At 55.6% G+C, this 19,673-nt stretch carries 18 protein-coding genes and 1 pseudogene; 3 read left to right on the top strand and 16 right to left on the bottom strand.

Translation table 11 applies throughout. From position 1 onward, the window contains the following. Nucleotides 1-13: 13 nt before the first annotated feature. Entirely contained in the window at nt 14-547 is a 534-nt protein-coding gene (locus AAAB35_RS21025) for a sarcosine oxidase subunit gamma family protein (protein ID WP_340670223.1), read from the top strand. A 310-nt stretch (nt 548-857) separates the two neighbouring features. On the opposite strand, the gene AAAB35_RS21020 is transcribed toward AAAB35_RS21025, so the two are convergent. The 14 genes and pseudogenes from AAAB35_RS21020 to AAAB35_RS20955 all read right to left on the bottom strand — a co-directional run bounded on the left by AAAB35_RS21020 (nt 858) and on the right by AAAB35_RS20955 (nt 15,543). After that, nucleotides 858-1,049, bottom strand: coding sequence for a hypothetical protein (locus tag AAAB35_RS21020; protein WP_340670222.1), 192 nt, complete (start codon nt 1,047-1,049; stop codon nt 858-860). A 272-nt stretch (nt 1,050-1,321) separates the two neighbouring features. After that, nucleotides 1,322-1,414: pseudogene (locus AAAB35_RS21015) on the bottom strand (glutathione S-transferase family protein); the annotation flags it as partial. 583 nt (nt 1,415-1,997) lie between these two features. Continuing rightward, nucleotides 1,998-3,146 carry a sn-glycerol-3-phosphate ABC transporter ATP-binding protein UgpC gene (gene ugpC / locus AAAB35_RS21010; RefSeq protein ID WP_340670221.1) on the bottom strand — a complete coding sequence of 383 codons (1,149 nt, stop codon included), beginning with the start codon at nt 3,144-3,146 and terminating at the stop codon, nt 1,998-2,000. A 34-nt stretch (nt 3,147-3,180) separates the two neighbouring features. Then, nucleotides 3,181-4,569, bottom strand: a complete 1,389-nt coding sequence (locus AAAB35_RS21005) for an FAD-binding oxidoreductase (RefSeq protein WP_340670220.1) — start codon at nt 4,567-4,569, stop codon at nt 3,181-3,183. A 17-nt stretch (nt 4,570-4,586) separates the two neighbouring features. Beyond that, on the bottom strand, nt 4,587-5,450 hold the full coding sequence (locus AAAB35_RS21000; protein WP_340670219.1) for a PfkB family carbohydrate kinase: 864 nt from the start codon (nt 5,448-5,450) through the stop codon (nt 4,587-4,589). After that, nucleotides 5,450-6,358, bottom strand: a complete 909-nt coding sequence (locus AAAB35_RS20995) for a sugar phosphate isomerase/epimerase family protein (RefSeq protein WP_340670218.1) — start codon at nt 6,356-6,358, stop codon at nt 5,450-5,452. The genes AAAB35_RS21000 and AAAB35_RS20995 overlap by 1 nt, the downstream gene beginning before the upstream one ends. After that, a complete protein-coding gene (locus AAAB35_RS20990) occupies nt 6,306-7,166 on the bottom strand; it encodes a carbohydrate ABC transporter permease (protein WP_340670217.1) in 861 nt (286 codons plus the stop codon). Before AAAB35_RS20990 ends, AAAB35_RS20995 begins: the two co-directional genes overlap by 53 nt. After that, complete coding sequence (locus AAAB35_RS20985) at nt 7,163-8,119, bottom strand: sugar ABC transporter permease (protein ID WP_340670216.1); 957 nt, start codon at nt 8,117-8,119, stop codon at nt 7,163-7,165. Before AAAB35_RS20985 ends, AAAB35_RS20990 begins: the two co-directional genes overlap by 4 nt. A gap of 24 nt (nt 8,120-8,143) precedes the next feature. Further along, a complete protein-coding gene (locus AAAB35_RS20980) occupies nt 8,144-9,469 on the bottom strand; it encodes an extracellular solute-binding protein (RefSeq protein ID WP_340670215.1) in 1,326 nt (441 codons plus the stop codon). An 88-nt stretch (nt 9,470-9,557) separates the two neighbouring features. Continuing rightward, nucleotides 9,558-10,571 (bottom strand): SIS domain-containing protein, encoded by a 1,014-nt coding sequence (locus AAAB35_RS20975; RefSeq protein WP_340670214.1) that lies wholly within the window; start codon nt 10,569-10,571, stop codon nt 9,558-9,560. 168 nt (nt 10,572-10,739) lie between these two features. Then, the gene (locus AAAB35_RS20970) at nt 10,740-11,795 is read right to left on the bottom strand and encodes a LacI family DNA-binding transcriptional regulator (RefSeq protein ID WP_340670213.1); all 1,056 of its coding nucleotides are present in this window, start codon (nt 11,793-11,795) and stop codon (nt 10,740-10,742) included. A gap of 164 nt (nt 11,796-11,959) precedes the next feature. Further along, nucleotides 11,960-13,084, bottom strand: coding sequence for an FAD-binding oxidoreductase (locus tag AAAB35_RS20965; protein WP_340670212.1), 1,125 nt, complete (start codon nt 13,082-13,084; stop codon nt 11,960-11,962). A 55-nt stretch (nt 13,085-13,139) separates the two neighbouring features. Continuing rightward, entirely contained in the window at nt 13,140-14,693 is a 1,554-nt protein-coding gene (locus AAAB35_RS20960) for an amino acid ABC transporter permease/ATP-binding protein (RefSeq protein ID WP_340670211.1), read from the bottom strand. A gap of 58 nt (nt 14,694-14,751) precedes the next feature. Further along, entirely contained in the window at nt 14,752-15,543 is a 792-nt protein-coding gene (locus AAAB35_RS20955; protein WP_340670229.1) for an ABC transporter substrate-binding protein, read from the bottom strand. Between the two features lie 260 nt (nt 15,544-15,803). Here AAAB35_RS20955 and AAAB35_RS20950 point away from each other — a divergent pair, with 260 nt between their 5' ends. After that, entirely contained in the window at nt 15,804-16,880 is a 1,077-nt protein-coding gene (locus tag AAAB35_RS20950) for a LacI family DNA-binding transcriptional regulator (protein ID WP_340670210.1), read from the top strand. Nucleotides 16,881-17,118: 238 nt separating this feature from the next. Here the strand turns inward: AAAB35_RS20950 and AAAB35_RS20945 are convergent, their stop codons facing one another. Continuing rightward, nucleotides 17,119-18,123: an inorganic phosphate transporter gene (locus AAAB35_RS20945; RefSeq protein WP_340670209.1), complete on the bottom strand. Its 1,005-nt coding sequence runs from the start codon at nt 18,121-18,123 to the stop codon at nt 17,119-17,121. Next, complete coding sequence (locus tag AAAB35_RS20940; protein ID WP_340670208.1) at nt 18,123-18,767, bottom strand: DUF47 domain-containing protein; 645 nt, start codon at nt 18,765-18,767, stop codon at nt 18,123-18,125. Before AAAB35_RS20940 ends, AAAB35_RS20945 begins: the two co-directional genes overlap by 1 nt. 411 nt (nt 18,768-19,178) lie before the next feature. Here AAAB35_RS20940 and AAAB35_RS20935 point away from each other — a divergent pair, with 411 nt between their 5' ends. Beyond that, nucleotides 19,179-19,448 carry a hypothetical protein gene (locus tag AAAB35_RS20935; protein WP_340670207.1) on the top strand — a complete coding sequence of 90 codons (270 nt, stop codon included), beginning with the start codon at nt 19,179-19,181 and terminating at the stop codon, nt 19,446-19,448. Nucleotides 19,449-19,673: the final 225 nt, after the last annotated feature.

Here is a 19,673-nt window from a genome sequence, read left to right as displayed (position 1 = left end):
GGGGGGTTATGCAGTGGTTGACTTTCGTCTGTCGCCTCAAGCCGCTCTTGAAGGCAAGCGGCCCGTCGTTCGCAATAGCTTCATCCTGGAGGCCTTGCCCGAAGGCCATGTGGTGCAGGTATTAGCCAATCCATGTGACGGTAATATTTGCGCATTCATCGCGAGTCTAGCAAATGGCGCACAATTCGCCGTACGTGCGGCGGCGCCGGGACAATGGTTTATCGTTGGTGACAATGCGCTATCGCATGCTCAGATGCAGGCGCTTTGCGCCTCAATCCCCTCTCATGCGGATGCCATTGATCAAAGCCACGGCCGAGTGCGCATTTCTGCAAGAGGATCCGCGGTCAGGCGGGTTCTGGCCAAAGGCACCGCCGTTGATCTGTCGCCAGACGCATTCGCGGTGGGACACGCCACAACAACGCTTATCACCCATGTTGCCGCACATGTAAGCCGGACTGGTGAGAACGCCTTCGAAATCATGGTACTGCGCGGATTCGCTGAATCGCTTTGGGACGATCTCGACCATATGAGCAGGGATTGTGTCTAAGGAGCGACTCCGCGGAAATCGCAAGCAGTGCTAATCCTTCTATCGATTGGCTTTTTACAACATCTTTGGATTTGGAGCCAGGAAACCCGCGTTGGCAAACGCACTGTCGAACCGATGCCGATATGTGCATCCGGCTTCGCCCGTCACGAAATGACGCAGGCAAGTTTCCCGCGAGGGTTGCTTTGCGGTGCACGGGAGACTGCGATTAATCTGTTTGTCAGAGATATGCCACGTCTGTCGGTAGATATAGACCTACTTATGTCGTGTTTGAGGACGGGGACAAATCTATTGAAACCATCAACGGCGCTGGCTATTCGGCTTCCTGTTGCGTCGGCAGTTGCTTCTTGACCGATTGGGCATCAGAAGGAATGGGAGTCTGGTCTTTCGAAACACTTGCCGTTGTCATCTCTTTGTCAACGGAGGCAGTACGACCGACACACTCGGCCGATGCGGTCGACACGGTAAAACCGAAAGCAGCGGCAAGTACGAGGATTGTTCTCATCGTCCAACTCCTAGCTTTTGTGATGCGCAGCCAGCCTAACCGCTAATCCCGTTTCGGCAAAATCACAGTTTTGTTGGGGTGTGTTCGGTCGCGCCAACCCCGGTTCACGCAAAGGGCGGTTAGAAACATTTCGCACTTGAAAACTTGATGGTCATCCTCGAGGCCAGGCCGTTTTTTTGTGTGGTATCGATGAACGGTAGACGCTGCTTTTTGAGTTCCTGGATGCGATCGATAACCTCATCATCGATGTGAGGTATTTCCATCACTTGGCCCCAGCGCACACGTATGTCACGCACATAGCCCTGCGGCATCTCGGGAACCCAATCGAAGGTGGTGAGGATCAGTTCGACCTTTGGCATCTCCATTTCCTGCTATACGCCAAAGGACGGGCGACCGGCGCGCGGCGAGATCACTGACAACTTTTTTCGTTGCCCGCGTTCCATCATCGCCGCATTCTTATGGAGCCTGACGCGTTATGCTTGATACTCAGCGGCCCGATCGGATCGCCAAATTGGATGCCAAATAGCGGTCATTTAAGTCCAGCGCATTGAAGCGATTCGAACGGCAGATCCACTATATTCTGCGAGCGGTTCCAGATGAACGTTATGCAAACGCACAGACCCGCAGGCTTTGCGAACCGCCGAGGACTCGACCGACTGGGTCAACACCGATCGCATGAAATGCGCGGGACAAGACTTGCGGTCGTTGAGCTACGAGCGCGTAGCGACGGCCTGACGACGCCCAACCTCTCGCCGATAAGGCCACCGACAAAGCCACCCACAAAGCCGTCGCGCCCCCTCAAACAAGGAGCTGGTGGGCAAACAGTCCGCGTCCAGGCATTCAAGCGTTTGCTGGCGTCGTTGGCACCCCCAAACATCCCTATTTCTGATTGATCTATAACAGCGACTTAACAAATATGCCGCGATGCGCCACAGCGGACGTCAAACGCTAGCCCAATGTCGCTTCACTTTTCACCGGCTGCACTTTAGTTGGCAATACGCGCTTTGTGATGGCAGAGCCGCTGGCGTCGAAGACGTGGATGTCTTGCGCTCGGGCAGTAAAGCAGACCGTGTCCATCCTGGCGTAGGAGCCCTCGCCATCAGCCTTGATCAAATATTTTCGATCGGAGCCCGCCACATCGACATAGAGAATTTGTACCTCGCCGAGATGCTCTACGAAATCGATAGTTCCGGTAAACACTGCACTATTCGCTTTTGCTTGCGCGATCTGTGTATTCTCGGGACGAATGCCAATGCTGATCCTATCTCCTGTCGAAACACGATCGGCCTGCAACCCAACGTCCAGAGCAACACCGCAATCCAATATGCATCTCACGGATCCTGTCGAATTCTTTTCGACCTTTCCTTCCAATATGTTCATCGCGGGGGAACCGATGAACTGGGCGACGAAAAGGTTGGCCGGATTCTTATAGAGTTCGGTAGGCGTTCCTACCTGCTCGATATAGCCGTCTTTAAACACAACGATGCGATCGGCCAATGTCATCGCTTCAACCTGATCGTGGGTCACGTAGATCATGGTCACATCCGGCATGCTCTGCTTCAGCTTTGCGATTTCGATCCGCGTTGCGACGCGCAAGGCGGCATCGAGATTGGATAATGGTTCGTCGAACAGAAAGACGCGGGGATTGCGTACGATAGCGCGCCCGATGGCAACGCGTTGCCTTTGTCCGCCGGAGAGCGCCTTCGGCAGCCTTTGCAAATATCTGTCCAGTTGTAGAATTCCGGCCGCGTTGCGCACCCGCTTGTCGATTTCAGCTTTCGACAACCCGGCAATGCGTAGTCCAAACGCCATATTTTCATAGACAGTCATATGTGGATAGAGCGCATAGGACTGGAACACCATGGAGATGCCGCGCTTCGAGGGCGCCACATTGTTGATACGCTCGCCGTCGATGATCAGATCGCCGGACGTAATCGTTTCCAAACCTGCAATCGAGCGGAGCAATGTGGATTTCCCGCAACCCGATGGACCTACGAAAACGACGAACTCGCCCGATCGAATGTCGAGATCTATGCCGTGCAGCACCTCGAGGTTGGAGTAGGATTTGCGTATGTTTCTCAGCGACAAGTCGGCCATTTTTCGTTCCTTTTGCTTTGCGCTTTCGCTTTTCTCAGGGAGCCAGACTGGCCAGGAAACGCGTCATTCGATCCGGCTTTTGGTTGAGAATCTCCATATCGTTCTTGCGTCGAATGGCCCGGCGGACGATTTTAGCTCCCAAGTAGCGCAATGGCTCAGGTGGCAGCTTTGTACGGCGATCAATGCCAACGAGTCCGCATTTGCTCCACTTGTCATCATGCTCCAGCACAAGGCTGGCCATGATGTGGCCTGCGACAGGTGTCTGCGCAATCCCCGTACCGTTGAATCCCATGGCGTAGAAGATGTTCGGATGATCTTTGAGATGATCGAAAACCGGCAGATGCTGTGCCGTGCAATCGATAGGGCCGCTCCAATCATACTGGACCGCAACGTTTTTGAGCCGGGGGTAAACTCGATGCAGCTCGCGAATATTGTCAAATCCCTTGTCGCCGATGCGGTTGAAGCGGGAATCTATACGGTCCCGGTAGGCGATGCCGCCGGTTCCCCTACCGAAAATCACCTGACCTGAAGGCGTGCGCTGATAGTACAGCACGTGGTGCTGCGCATCGCAGATCGATGCACCATCCACCCAACCGATCTCCTCCAATATGTCGGCGGCAGGTGCGGTTGCGATAACCTGGCTGCTGACCACATAGAGATAGGGGTGCAATTCCGGTATCGCCGAAAGCCAGGCATTGGCGGCGAGAACGATTTTATGAGCGGACAATGTGCCCTGTGCCGTGCGTACCTGGGCTGGTCGCCCCGGAACGATTTCAACAACCGGACTGTGTTCATGGACGATGACGCCTTTCGACATCGCAAGCTGGCGCAGACCCACTGCCAGTTTGGCGGGCTGGACAGTGCCTGCCCTGTCTTCCACGATGCCAAGGTAGGAGGCAGCCGAGCCGGTGCGTTGCAGAATATCGGCGCGATCAATTTTCCGAAACCGTTTCTCGTCGAGGGTGCGGCAAACATCGTAGGCTTTCGACCACGCACTCTCCTGGGCGGTGGAGCTTGCGGTCCACAGCCAGCCATCGAGCCGCAAATCCATGTCGACGGTGCCGGCATCCTGGAGAGACTTGAGTTCCTCGATGGCGTCTGCAGTGGCGCGGCACAACATGAGTGCGTCTTCATCACCCACAAGATCGCCCAGCGTGTCGATCTCGGCGAACCAGCTATGGACCTGACCACCGTTTCGTCCCGAGGCGCCCGAACCGCAGAAATCGGCCTCGAGAATAGTGACCCGCGTTTCGGGTGCGCGCTCCTTTATGCGCAGCGCCGCCCAGAGGCCGGCGTAACCTCCGCCGACGATGGCCACGTCGCACGTTTCGCTGCCCTCAAGCGGCGTCGTTACGGCATCGGCACCAATGTTCTGCAGCCAAAAAGAGCGGTCTTCTTTTGCTGCCGCAACGGGCGGTCTCATTTTGATGCTCATCATGCTCAAGCCCTTTGTGCCGTCCGGATGACAGGGTCATATTTTTCGAGGAGCCATTGTGGAATCGGCAGGATCTCCTGGGGGAATCCACCCAGATGCGTGCACGTTTCCGAGGCACGCATGGCGGAACGATGCAGCGAGGTTTGCTCCGACTGGCCTTCAAAAAAGCGCGAGACAAGAAATGTGGCGATAAAACTGTCACCGGCACCGCAGGTGTCAACCACGGATACCGGCACCGAACCGGCGAAGAACAGCTCACTGCCATTGTCGTAAAAGGAGCCGCGCTTGCCACAGGTGATTACCACCTCTCGGGCGCCTGCCCGCTTGAACCGTTCAACGAGCGGCTCCGCCGGCTCGGCTGGATCGTCAGATCCGGATGCAAAAACCAGCGGGACATTATCCAGCGGTAAATCGAAGTGTCGGGTCGAAAGGTCGACGCTGAATCTCACGCCATCTGTCACGAGCTTTCGCACCAGTCTTTCGCTCGCATTCGTACCGAGATGGACCCAGTCCGCCTGGAGCAGTTCACGGTAGTGTTCGCTCTTTGGAAAGTAATCTGCGCCGACGCCGAGCGACTCGAGCAGAAAACGCCGCTCGCCGGCGTCGTCAGCCAGCAATGTCACGGCCGAATTGCCAGTCAGTATTTCGACGTCGTTTCCCACGAGGCCCGCACGCTCGATCTCCCGGAGCATGATGCCGGCTTCCTCATCATGCCCCAAGGCACCAAAATAGCGAGCATTATACCCATGCCGCTTCCATTGAACCGCAACATTGAGGGCATTTCCACCGACCGTGACAAAGCTCTTGGTCAGATAGGCATCGAGGCAATTGTCGCCGACAGCAATCAGATTGGGATTGGCGTTCTGCATTATTGGTCCGCGTGATCGAGAAGAGGAGCAATCGCCTTAAGACAGCGTTGCCAGGCTAAAACGGGATCAAGCGCATAGGAACCGTTGCCGAACGGTTCGAACGTCAGCGTTCCGGTAAACGAACTTGCACCGAGCTCGGCCAGATAGTCATGCAAAGGTAGGTTGCCATCACCCCAAGCGAGATGGCCCGCTGGCGTCCCGTCCACAATGTGGACATGGGAAAGTCGCTTGCCGAATCTTTCGACATAACCGCCCATCGTATCCTTTGCTGTTGCCATCGCAACGAGATCAAGAACCACGTCGATATTATCTGCGTCGATCTCGCGCCAGAAGGCGAAGAGTTCATCTGCGTTGTTGACGATATTGCTTTCAGTGCGCTGCAACGGCTCCAGCAGACACGCAATCCCGTTACCCTTGGCATGGGCGGCGATCCTATTGACCGACTCCATCGAATGGGCTCTCGCACGATCGCTGCTTTCGCACTCAAAGCCGCGCCCGGGCGTCAGAAACAGATATTTCGCGCCTAATTCTGCACAGATGTCCGCAGCATGGAAAAAGCGCTCCACGCTTTTTTCACGATAGGCCATGTCGCCCGAGGCAATGTTGACGGGATAAAGCACCTGCTCCGGCGTAAAGCAATGCACCGTCAGCTGATTGTCGTTGAGGACCGACTTCACTTGCAGCAGACGCAATTGGCTATCATGAAAGAGATCGAGGTGGGGAGCAATTCCCCAGAGTTCCATGCGACTAAACCCCATCTGGCGCAGTTGCTCGGCCACCCATCGGAACGGGTGGTGCTGAAAGGAGAAATTCGCTCCGATAAGCTGTTCACGTTTCAACATTCTCGCTTCTCCATTATTTTCCGATGCCTTCGGCGAGGCCCCGGATGAAGAAGCGTTGCGCGGCAAAAAATACGATGACGATGGGAAGTGCCGACAACGTCATGGCAGCAAACACCACGGCGTAATTTGTTCCGTGCTTCGCCATGATCGATGTCAAGCCGACGGGGAGTGTCTGCAGGTCCGCCCCGCTCGTGAATATCATCGCGAAGAGATATTCGTTCCATGCAAACAGGACGTGCAGGATGACGCAGGACACCAATATCGGCTTGCAAAGCGGCAAGATCACGCGCCAGAAGATCTGGCCTTCGCTCGCGCCATCCATGATGGCTGCCTCATCGAGATCACGCGGGAGCCCGAGCATATAGGCGCGTATGAGAAAGGTCGTGAACGGAATTCGGAACGCTGTATAGAGGATGATCAGCGCCCAATAGGTATTGTAAAGGCCCAAATCCTGCATCATGCGCACAAGCGGAATGACGGCGACCGTCGGACTTAGCATGAGACCACCGAGGACAATGCCAACGAGATAGGGCTTTGCGGGCAAACTTGAACGGGTCAGGCCATATGCGGTCCAGGCGCTGACAAGAACCGTGCAAAATGCCGATCCAAGGGTCACGATTATGCTTGTCGCGATGTAGTTGCGGATGCCCTGGTTCCAGGCGGATATGTAGTTCCCGATCGCAAAGTTCGTCGGAAGCGCAAACGGATTTCCAAAGATTTCCGAATTGCTTTTGAAGCCGTTCAACGCCATCCAGATGAGTGGGTAGATAACCACGACGCCGAGGCTGACGAGAAAGGTGACTAGGCAAACTTTCGCGACCACTTGAACGAAGTCGACGCGTTCCGTCTCGCGGGATGGAAGGGCGACGCTCATAGATGAACCCTCCTCTTCCTTGTATACCAAAGCTGTCCGAACCCGGTTAGCAAGGTGATGACGAAGATGACGGATGCGACTGCAGCACCATAACCGAAGTCATTTTCGATGAAGCCTTGTTGATAGAGCCAGGTTCCAAGCACTTGGCTGCTATTGTTGGGTCCACCAGCAGTCATGACCATGACTTCGTTGAAGACCTGGAACGCGCCGGTAATCGTGACGATCACCATCAATCCCGTCATTTCTCGGGTGAGAGGCATGGTAATGTTCCACAGGCGGCGCCAGGTGCCCGCCCCGTCCATGATTGCGGCATCATAGAGCTCGCGTGGTATCTTCTGGATCGCAATGCCAAACAGCAGGGTCGAATAGCCAAACCCCTGCCACTGGCTCATGGCAATGATGGCATAGATCGCCGTACTCTCTTCGCCCAGCCATGCCCGCGACCAACTGCCCAATCCAACTAGCGTCAGCGCCGAGTCGAGGAGGCCAATGTCCGGCTGGTAGATGAAGTAGAATAGCAAGCCCGTCACGGTGATCGAAATGGCTGAGGGTATGAAGTATACGGCGCGCCAGAACCTGCGCCATTTTTCCTGGTCTAGGCCCTCGATGAGCGCAGCGAGCACGAATGCGCCAAACACCTGGAAGGCTATCGAGATGACCGCATAGAGCGTGTTGTTGAGGATTGCCGTCCAGACGATTGGATCGCTTTGAAGCCGGCGATAGTTGTCGAGACCCACGAATGCGGTTTCGCCGGTGAAAATATCCTGGTTCTTCGTGCTTACGATGAAATTGTCGATGATCGGATAGTAGACGAACCACAGGATCAGGACGAACGCGATCAAAATCCAGCGAAACGACAGCAATTTCGACAACAGGCCGGTCTGATCCCTTTCAGCCTTCCGGCGCAGGGTGAAGCCGATCCTGCCGGCTTCACCCTTATAGTCATGCTTCATGACAGTCATCGTCTGACAGCTTTCTTACTTGGAAGAGGCCGCTGCCTTCTTCACCTGTTCCATGACCTGCTCAGGCGTCTGCGAGCCGCCGATGAGCGCCTGCAGGCCTGAAAGCCAGGCGGCTGCGACGCGCGGCGGGTTGGCCGTATCCAGCCAGGGCATGAGATAGGAGGAGTCTGCAATGACCTTCAGGCCGCCGACGACCGCCGGGTTCATTGCCTCCGCAGAATAACCGCCAACGGTAGCGCTTGGCTGACCATAAGGCGGCGCCGACAGGATCTTGCCGTTTTCGGGAGACGTGACAAACTTCATGAAATCGATGGCGAGCGGAATTTGTTTGGAAGCCGCGTTGATCATGTAACCCTCCGGTGCGCCTTCGATCGACTTCTCGTCGCCCTTGGCGTCCTTCGGCGTGGGCAATTTGAAGTAGCCGAAATCGCCCTGTTTCAACGCGCCGTCAGCAGTGCTCTGGTCGAACTCAATGATTTCCTGATAGTACATTGCAGACTTGGCATTGCTAAATTGCTGCAAGGCCGATGCATAGGACGAACCATTTGTCCCGGAACCGTCCGAGCACTCATCGATCAACTGCTTGAACTGCGTCAGACTGAGAACGTAGCCGGGATCCGAATAGTCGGCCGTGGCCGGCGTAAAATCCTTCTCGAGGGTCGCCTGCGGCACGTTGTAGGCGAGCAGCTGTCCCGCATAATGAACGGCAGGCCAGCCTTCCTTGTTGCCGAACGAGATCGGTGTAACGCCCGACTTGCGCAAGGCTGCACAGGCACTTAGCAACTCATCGAAACTCTTGGGTTCGGAAACCCCTGCCTTTTCGAACAGTGTCTTGTTGTAGCCCATGAACTTGGCATCAAGGTAAAGCGGAATGCCATAGAGCTTACCGTTGTACTGGAAGGCGGTAACCGCGGCATTTGCCAGTTCTTTACCCCATGGAGTGTCCGGACCGATCACCTTGGTCAAATCGACGGCGCGATTGCCACGGACGAAATTCTCACCCCAGCTGCCTGTCCAGGTAAAATAGATATCGGGCAACGAGTTGGAAGCAACAAGGGCCTTTGTCTTGCCCTTTACACTATCGTCGCTTTCCTGAATGAGCTCGACTTTTACGTCAGGATGAAGCTTCTCGTATTCTTTGGCCGCATTGACGAAAAATGGAGAAAGCTGCTGCAGGCCGAATTTGGTCAAGATGCTCAAAGTGCCCGAGTATTCGACTTGCGCGTTGGGATCGGCAACAACCGGATCTTTTGCCCAAGCGGCATTCGTACCGCTTGCAATCAACCCGGCCGCAACGAATGAAGCGAGACTTGTGGTGCTCAAAAACGTTTTGCTTTTCATTTCGCAGTTCCTCTCTTTGGTTTTTCGTTTCTGTGATTTTTATTCAAGATCTGCGATCCCGATCCGACATGATCAGATCGGGAACAGCTCAGTATTCGACTCGCTTGTAATAGCGGCGCGTTGTCAGCGGGTGGTCACGCAGAACTTCCAGATGTGCGCTCAGTCGCTCGAGCATCGTTGCAAGAATAACGGGAGAGATCAGTTTGCGCGTCTTGTCGGAAACTCCTGGAAGCTGCACAGAGGCTGCATCGAGAACGCGTACCTTGTCAGTGTAGCGTCTTGCAAAATTTTCAACGCGGTCGGTCAACGGACGGCAGGCGTCCTCGCCCTTGAAGATAAACAGGCTTACTCCGGGCTCAACCAATTCAAGTGTGCCATGGAAGAAATCGGACGCATGGACCGGACGGGTGCGGATCCACTGCATCTCCTCAAGAATGCACATCCCATAATAGTGTGCTTGCGGCCAGAGCGAACCCGCGCTTGTGAAGATGTGGTAGTTCTCGTCCTTGATTTCCTGAGCCAGCGCTGCCGCGCTTGCCTCGTAATTCTCCTTAACAGAGACCAGCAATTCTGGCAGCAACTTCAGTTCCGCCACGGTTGCATCGAAGTCGGCATATTCGCCGCGCTCGGCCAGGAGGGCCAGAACAATCAGCAACGTCTGCAGGTAAAAGGATTCCGACGAGGTATCGTCTTCAGCAAAATTGGTGAAGTTATAATCGGCATCAAGGCCCAACGGGGTGCTCTTATGTCCGGTGAGCGAAAGCGTCTTGACGCCCCTTTCCTTCAAGAAGGACAAAAGCTGCACACTTTCCTTGGTGGTTCCGGATAGAGAAGGGAGAATGACCAGCGCCCTTTCGTCCAGACCGGCCGGGGCTTCAAGCACGACCTGGGCAGGAAACGCTGCGGAAACCGGGAAAACCGTCGAGTTGCGGGCGAGCTCAATCGCTGGCTGAGTCAGAAACTGCACGCCGCCCGTGCCCATGAAGAAAACCCGCTCCAGACCATCGTCCAGAAGCTTGCGCACCAAAGCGCGCACGTCTTGCGCAATTGCAACTGCGCCACTTTGTATCTTCACAAAGCGATCTTTATCGAAGTTGAGCATTAAAACCTTCCCATTTGCGCATTTCAAAACCGCCTGAAGAGCAAGATCCCATCTTGCGCGGATGTTGGTTGAGACAGTGTGAGATCGATCTCACATGCATTTAGCGCACAAGATTTTCCCGCTGACAAGTAGCATTATTGATTTTTTTCACGGCACCCGCCGCGCGGCTCAGCCTTGCAATCGACGGCTTACGGAGCCTCTGACTAACAGTTTGGTTTCAAAGCGAATTTGTTTAGGTGGGCGACTTTGTCCGGAAAGCCGCTCGAACAAAAGTCGAGCCGCCGCACGCCCTATTTCCGATACGGGTTGCGCGACAACTGTGATTTGCGGATCGGTAAACGTCGCCAGATTGAAGTCGTCGAACCCGATAAGCGATACATCATGCGGAATTGAAATTCCCATCGAGCGAAAGGCCAAAAGAGCGCCTTGGGTCATCAAGCTGTCGACGGTGAAAAGAGCGGTGGGCGGGGCTTTCTGGCTGAACAAGCGAATCGTTGCATCGATCGCATGTTCAACTGTGGATTGAGATACGGCAATCATCCTGTCTTCCGGAATGACGCCGCCAGCGACGAGCGCACTTTGATAACCGCTCAAGCGTTCGCGCGACGTGAAGATGCGGGTGTCGTCCTGCAAAAGGCCGATGCGGCGATGGCCCATGGCGATCAGATAATCAATGGCCTTGCGCGCACCGCCTTCGTTATCGACAACGACACTGTCGCATTCGACGCCTTGCACGACACGGTCAATCAGGACCAGGGGCACGTTCTCTTCTATCAGGCGCTTTAAATGGGAATTGGTCTCGGCAGACGTCGGCGCGACGATAAAGCCTCGAATGCTGAGCGATTGGAGGCTCGCCAGCAAAGAGACTTCCTGTTCCAGTTGCTCTTCGCTGCTGCCGATGATGAGATTGTACTGGCTCCCACGCGCCAGTACCTCAATATCGTGCGCGATCCGGGCGAAGAAAGGGTTTTGTATGTCGCCCAAAATGCAGCCAATTATTGGCAGTTGCCCGTTGCGCAGGGCCTGAGCCAGGCGATTGCCTCTGTAGCCGAGCTTTTGTGCAGCTTCATGAACTTTCTGAGCGGTCTCATCGCCTACGTAACCGTAGCTGTTGAGAGCACGGGCAGCTGTCGCACGTGATACGTTTGCAAAGGCTGCCACATCCTTCAAGGTCACCGGTTTGTGAGCCATTTTTCCCTTCTCGAAACTACGCACATCCGCCACTGTCGTCTCTTTTAGCCCTGGCGTGCCGCTTCGCATAGGCTCAGCAAAAGATTCGAACAATTCGCAGTCTAGAGGGAAAGGGCCGCCTCTTTATGCAACGATCCGGGACATTCGCCAGGGTGGCCTGGCCACGGCGTATTTATCCTCGCGCCGGTGGCTTCAGATTAGAACCTTTCGGGTCGGAATGGGTAAAGAAGAGGGTTGGCCTCCCCTGTCGCAATTTCACCTGCCAAAAGTTCGCCGGCAATGAGACCCAAGGTGGCACCGCTATGGCTAAAGGCGACGTAACAGCCATCCATCTCCTTCAAGGGACCAAATACTGGCTCGCCGTCCCCCGGAATTGGTTTTGGACCAATGCTATAACTGGCAACCGCAAGTTTGGGATTGCCGGCCAGAACCTTCGATGCTTCTTCGAGAAGACCATGGATCGTTGCCTGGTTAACGTGATGGGTGCCGTCCGCGTGGGTCAAGACTTCTTCTTCAGACCAGGCGGAATCAAGCGCGAAACCGCCCGTCGGCATCGGCCGGATGGCGACACGCGGCGTGTTCAATACTGCCTCAAGAGGATGATCGATCACCTCAGTGCGCACGAGCAGCGCAATCGGCGTCGCATCGGGAATTGTCTTGCCGATGTCCATGGCCATGGAAGGAACAGCCGCCCCGGTTGCCAGAAGCACTGCGTCCGCGCCGATCTCGCTGCCATTTTCCAGGACTACCCCTCCGGCACGCCCGCCACGGGCGAGCAGCTTGGCTCGACCGCCATCGGTCACCACCTCGCCACCAAGTGTTTGAAATTCGTTCACCAGGAGGTCAATGAGTGAGGGAAGGTCCACCCAGCCTTCCCCTGGATTGAAAATAGCTCCTTGTGGCGGAACCGACCGGACATCGACACCCGGCGTAATCGAGCCTATCTCCTCGGCAGATAGCAGCCGAGCGTCATAGCCTATGGATCGCTCATGGGCGAAAACGGTGGCGATTTCGTTCTTCGCGTCGTCTGCATCCCACGTCAATCCGCCGTGGAAACGCAGCCAGGCCGCGCCCGGATGCTTTGCTGCCAAGGTTCGATAGCGATCGATGCCGGCGAGGCGCAGGTAGTGATAGTCGGCCGAGCGTCGGCGCGCGGAGTTGAGCCAGGCGAGCGATCGCCCCGATGCGCCGCTCGCGAGCGGCCCGTCATTGACAAGAACGGTGCGAACACCCTGGCGAGCAAGATGCAAGGCAGCAGAAACACCAAATACACCGCCGCCGACCACGACGACTTTCGAGACTATAGGAGCAGATGGATACATGTTGTTGGGCTTTCATCTTGATTGATTAGGGTCGCTTCACGCGTTTGGCTGTGTTTCACAGAACTTCGGCCAGGAAGCGCTTTAGGCGTTGACTTTTTGGATTGTCGAAGATCTCGGACGGTGAGCCTGTTTCAACCACGCGTCCTTCATCCATGAAGATAACCTGATCGGCGACCTTGCGGGCAAATCCCATCTCATGGGTGACCACGACCATCGTCATGCCGCGCCGGCCAAGATCAGCCATGAGATCGAGTACGCCCTTTACCAGTTCCGGATCGAGCGCGCTCGTCACCTCGTCGAACAGAATGACTTCCGGCTCCATGGCCAGGGCACGTGCAATGGCCACACGTTGTTGTTGACCACCGGAGAGCCGTCCCGGCCGATGATCCTTGCGCGAGGCGAGACCGACATCGGCGAGGCTGGCTTCGGCGATCCGCTTTGCCTCACGCCTTGGCACGCGCTTGATCTTGGTGAGCGCGAGCATCACGTTTTCAAGAGCAGTATGGTCCGGAAACAGGTTGAAATGCTGGAAGACCATGCCGACCCGCCGGCGAAGCGTTTCCGGCTTCATCGTCAGGATCGTCGCTCCGTCAAGGAGAATATTTCCGGCCTTTGGTTCGACAAGTCGGTTCAGGCAGCGCAGCAGCGTCGACTTGCCAGAGCCCGAGGGACCAATGACGCAGGTTACCGAACCGGCCTTGACCGCCAAGCTTACCTGCTTGAGAACGTCAAGGTCGCCATAGGCCATGTCGAGATCAGTGATAGCAAGGCTGCCGCCTTTAAACCGCGGTTTTGCTGGTTCAATCTTGGACTTGTCGCGATCAGCGCCGACGGGTGCCTGGGGGCTGACGGCGTCTTCCAGTTCACCCACCTCGACAAGACCGCTGGTGAGGGCGCCGGACTTGTGTTTGCCTACTCTCAGACTGTTGTCGATATAGTTGACGAGATGCGTGAGCGGAACGGTAATGATCAGGTAAAACATCCCTGCAAGCAAAAGCGGCGACAAGTTTCCCGTAACGACCGCCTGGTCCTGACCGACACGAAAGATCTCTCGCTCTGCCGCCAGCAATCCAAGGAAGTAGACAAGACTGGAGTCTTTCACATTACCGATGAACTGGTTGACAAGGGCTGGCAATACGCGCCGAACCCCTTGCGGAATGACGATGAGGCGCATGCCTTGACCATAGCTCATGCTCAAGGCGCGGCATGCTTCCATCTGGCCGCGCTCAACGCTTTGAATGCCGGCCCGGAATATCTCGCCGATATAGGCACCGGCAATCAGGCTGAGCGCCAGAATGCCAAGCGGATAGGGAGAAGGGCCGAAAAACTCCCTGCCGATACGTGCAAAGCCCTGGCCGATGAGAAGAATGGTCACGATGGCAGGCAGGCCGCGGAAGATATCCGTGTAGATACGGGCCGGGATTCTGAGCCAGAGGGATTGCGAGATACCCATGACCGCAAGAATCATTCCGATAACTACGCCAAGCACCGTCGATGCGGCGGCGAGGATCAACGTGTTCTTCAACCCGACGGTAATCATTGTCGGCAGGACCGCTGCCATCGCATCCCAATCGAGGAAACTGCGACGCAGGTTTTCCATCCAGTCCATGCTGTTCCCCTTGAGGTTTCGTCAGCTTGTGGGGCGCGGGCTCCACCCGCGCCAGGTGTTATTGCTTCTTTGGAAGGTACTGATCCGGCATGGGCGAACCCGGGAACCATTTTTCGTAAAGTGTCTTCCAGGTGCCATCCTGCATGGCGGCATGAAGGGCCGTGTTGAGCGCCTCGCGGAAGGCATCATTGCCCTTGCGCACGACAAATCCTGCCGGCGCATCGAATGAAGGAATGTTTACCGCAATCTTCAGGTCGGGGTAACGTTCGCCGTATTGCTTTGCAGCCTCATAGTCGAGGAAGTGAGCATCGACCGTTCCGTTGTTGAGGGCGGAGATTGCCGAATTGTTATCCGGGAACTTGACCAGATCGGTGCCGGTGAAGTTTTTTCCGGCATAGATTTCCTGGAGCGTCCCCTGCACGACGCCAAGGCGCTTGCCTTTCAAGCCCTCGGGAGACGTTATCGCTTTATCCGAGGTCAGGACAGAAAGGTAACCCGCCAGATAGCCGTCGGAAAAATCCACTGTCTTCTTGCGTGCCTCCGTGGTGCCGATTGCAGCCACGGCGACGTCGAACCGCTGGTTGGCGACCGATGGCATCAGCGCTGAAAACTCCTGGCCGGTAAAGACGACCTGATCCTTTTGAAAGCCGAGACGGCTCGCAACATTGCGGAAGAGCTCGATATCGAAGCCGGTAAACTCGCCATCTGCCGTGGTGAACGTATAGGGCTTGGCATCGCCCATGGTGCCGACGCTGATCACCTTCGGATCGATGAGGCCGTAGGGATTGTCACCGGCTGCCAGCGTCTGGGAGACGGAACAAAATCCGGTCAGGACCAGAGTCGCTGCCATGACCGCCCGTCTGGCCAGTGCAAATGGCTTGATTGCGTGAATGCTTATCATCTGTCGTTCTCCTCTGAAGTTTTGCACTTCTTGTCTGAGATTGCCGAAATTCGCAGCTGCAAGGGTTGACAAACCCGCTGTCGCCGACACTTCCAAAACCTGAATTGTTCTGCTTAGAGACCGGTCTCTTATTGTGTGAGACCGGTCTCAATGGTAATTGATATAATCACATTGACCTGCCGTCAACAACTCTAGTAGTCGTTCAATAGATGAAAAGTTCGAACCCCAAGATCCGCTCGGTCACCGTCGCCGATGTCGCGCGAGCGGCAGGTGTCTCGAAGGCAACGGCAGCCCGCGTGTTGGGAAATTATGGGGTGGTCAGCGAAAAGATAAGAAGCGATGTATTGGCGGCGGCCCAGCAGCTGGATTATCGCCCGAACGAACTCGCCAGGAGCATGACCACCGGACGATCCGGCATTATTGGCGTGGTGGTCGGTGACATCGAGAACTCTTTCTTCGGCTTTGCTGTACGCGGGATCAGCGATACGGCCCGTTCGGCCGGCTTCAATGTCATCTTGGCAAATTCCAGCGAACAGATCGAGGTAGAGAAGGCGGCGGTGCGTGTTTTGATAGGTAAACGGGTCGACGGCCTGATTGTCACTCCGTCGGAATCACGTGATATTTCGCATCTGCGCGACATACATCGTTCAGGCCGCCCGCTTGCCCTCCTGGACCGGGCGCTTCCCGATTTCGACGTCGACACCGTAACGGTGGATGATCGTAACGCTGCGCGACGCGCTACGGAACTCTTGACCGCATGCGGTCATCGAAGGATCGCCTACATTACCGCCGTCGATTTCGCAGGGCATGAATATAAGGATCTGGGGCAGATCTACACCTCGTCCGTTCGCGAACGCATAGAGGGCTTCATGGCTGCCTGTGACATCGCGGGGATGCCGCCCTCCAACCGGCTCGTTATGCTCGGGGCAAAGACGCCCCAGGAGACGTGCAAGATCACCGACAAACTATTATCACGGCCGCATCCACCAACCGCGATCATCGCGTCCGATAGCGTTATTGCTCTCGAGATCTTCAAAGTGGTCCGGCAACGGGGCCTGCGCATTCCTGAAGATCTGTCGCTCATAACATTTCATGATGCGGACTGGACCACCGTTACCAGCCCCCCCATCACGGTCATCGACCAGCCCGCTTATACGCTTGGCAAAACAGTGACCGAGCTGCTTATACGAAGGCTGAAAGGGGAAGCCAGACCCCCGGAGCGGATCATAGTTCCGACCTCGATTATCGAGCGCGGATCCGTTGCCCCGCCAGCGGACCAGGGCTGATCTCGCGTATGCCCCTTCATTTTGGCTGTGCTTTTACGCCTAGTTCAAGATCGAGTTCCTCTCGAAGACTCGCTTCTTACCGGAAACAAACCGGCTGTACCCCTCTGGTACATTCGACGCTTTCATGCCTGCGTTGAAGTCATTGCCCACGTCGTCTAGATTCGCTGTCACCAAGTGATTCATTCTACCGAGGACAAAATTCGAGGTCGGTAAGCCCGTCTGTTTCTGCAAAGCAGCCCTAAGGGCTTAACGCGGTAGCGACATAAAACAGTGCTGAGATGACCGCAGCTGCCGGCATGGTGATAAGCCAGGCGATGACAATGTTGCCCGCCAACCCCCAACGTACCGCCGAAACGCGCCGGGCTGCGCCAACCCCGACAATCGCGCCTGTGATCGTGTGGGTAGTGGATACGGGAATACCAAGCCATGTCGCACCGAATAATGTCAGTGCTCCCCCTGTCTCGGCGCAAAACCCCTGCATTGGATTGAGACGGGTTATCTTGGAGCCCATGGTGTGCACGATACGCCAGCCGCCGAAGAGCGTGCCAAGAGCCATCGCCGACTGGCACGCAATGACGACCCAGAATGGAACGCTGAACTCGGGGCCCAGTCGACCCTGCGAGAAAAGCAGCACAGCAATAATTCCCATGGTTTTCTGAGCATCGTTGCCGCCGTGCCCGAGGGAATAGAGCGACGCGGAAATGAACTGCATACCGCGGAAGGTGCGATCAACTGCAAAGGGTGTTTGCCGGACAAATATCCAGGAGACGATGAGGATCAGGAGCAGCGCAAGGAGGAAGCCGATCATCGGAGACATGAAGATTGCTCCAACCGTCTTTAAAAGTCCCGTCCAGACGATCGCTTCGCCCCCTGCTCTCACCAGGCCTGCGCCAACGAGCCCACCAACAAGGGCATGGGATGAACTGGAGGGAATTCCGAACACCCAGGTAACGATATTCCAAACTATGGCTCCCATGAGTGCGGCAAAGATCAGCCCCGGGGTTACGATAGCCGGATCGATGATGCCGGTTCCAACTGTCTCGGCAACATGGAGACCAAAAAACAGGAATGCGACGAAATTGAAGAAAGCCGCCCACAGGACCGCATATCGCGGTCGCAGGACGCGCGTTGAGACAATGGTCGCAATTGAATTTGCAGCGTCGTGCAGGCCGTTCAGAAAGTCAAAGAACAATGCCACGGCAATCAGACCTAACAGCAACGGAAAGCTGAGCGCTCCCTCCATCAGACGTTCTCGATCACAATGCCACTTATCTCATCCGCTACATCTTCGAACCGATCGACAACTTTTTCGAGATCGCCATAGATCTCGCTGCCAATGATGTAGGCCATGGCATCTGCGTTACCATGCCGATTGAAAAGTTCCTTCAATCCCTGATCATGCAGTTCATCGGCGCGGCCCTCAACGCGAACGACCTCTTCTGCGATTGCGCTAAGCCGGGTCGAGTGGGTCCCCACACGTTTCAGCAGAGGTATCGCCTCAGCGACAAGCCCGGCGGCCTCGACGATGAGCAAACCCATTTCGCGCATGCACGGATCGAAGTGGGTCTGCTCAAACAGCCGGATCGTTTTGACTGTCTTGTGCATAGTATCGATGGCATCATCCATCGACTGTATCAAATCTTGTATGTCGCCCCGGTCGAACGGTGTAATAAAACTGCGCCGAACTGCGACCAACACCTCGCGCGTTATTTCGTCGGCCTCATTTTCAAGTTCGACGATCTTGTTGCAATGGTGTTCGAGCTCGCCTTCGCCGCAGAGCAAGGATTTTAGGGAATCAGCCGCAGCAACAACCACCCGCGAGTGGCGCACGAACATTTCAAAAAACCGATCCTCGCGCGGCATTAATGCACGGAACCACTTCAACATACCGGGTGCACTCTCGTTGTTCGTGTTTCATTCGTCATAGCCGGCTCACACGATTACTTCAACAACACGACGGGCAGTGTGGAAGCCGCGAGGGTCGAAAATCGCTTAGACGGGTAAATAACAATGATGATAATAGAGTGCCCGTCGTACAGTACGACGCCAGATTAGGCATCATATTAGAGGAAGCAATGCGATCCAGCAGTGGTCGTTGATGGAATTGAAAGGGCAATCCCGACGTCTAGAAACAACAGAATTTGCACGCCAAAGCGATGACACTTCGTCCGCGCCATGTCTGCGAACCTCTTTCATGCAGGGTGAGCTATTCTTCGTTGGCATAGCGTTCGCAATCGGGATCGCATACCTATTATGAAATTGGACGGGTTCGCAGTTGGCAAGATAACTTGGAAGGCGATGCATTTTGATGACCGCCACAAGCCGGATGATTTCGTTGCAATTGCGTCTGGCATTGTGATCGGCCGCATCTATCGAATTTACGGCGGGCCCCACCACGGAAAATGGTATTTCAATTTTCAGCTTGGTCGTCAGCCCTTTCGTTCGAGCCTCATGAACGGTGTCGTTTCGAAACGAACAACTGCGCAAAAGCGCGTGCTGCAAATCTTTACCGAATTCTTGGAGACATCATCTGATCAAGGTGGCGGCAGACCTGGTGGAACAGTTTAGCTGCAAGTGGCAAGCGGGAAGCTGCGCGGCAACCTGGCATAGTGATATCGGCTGTCATCGGGCCAACACTCCCCAGGCATATACAGTACCTGGAGTCAGCCCTGCAACTTACGCAACCGTGTGGTGTTCAACAGCCCCTGTTCTTCGAGCACCGGATAGGCCATAGCGGCAAGCAGCGAGTTGATCTGCTTCAGGTCGCGGATGGTGTCGAGATGGATGGAACTT

The sequence above is a fragment of the Phyllobacterium sp. genome, assembly GCF_037994425.1.
Taxonomy (GTDB): domain Bacteria; phylum Pseudomonadota; class Alphaproteobacteria; order Rhizobiales; family Rhizobiaceae; genus Phyllobacterium.
The sequence above is the reverse complement of the archived record's forward strand: the minus strand, read 5'-3'. Positions and strand labels throughout refer to the sequence as shown.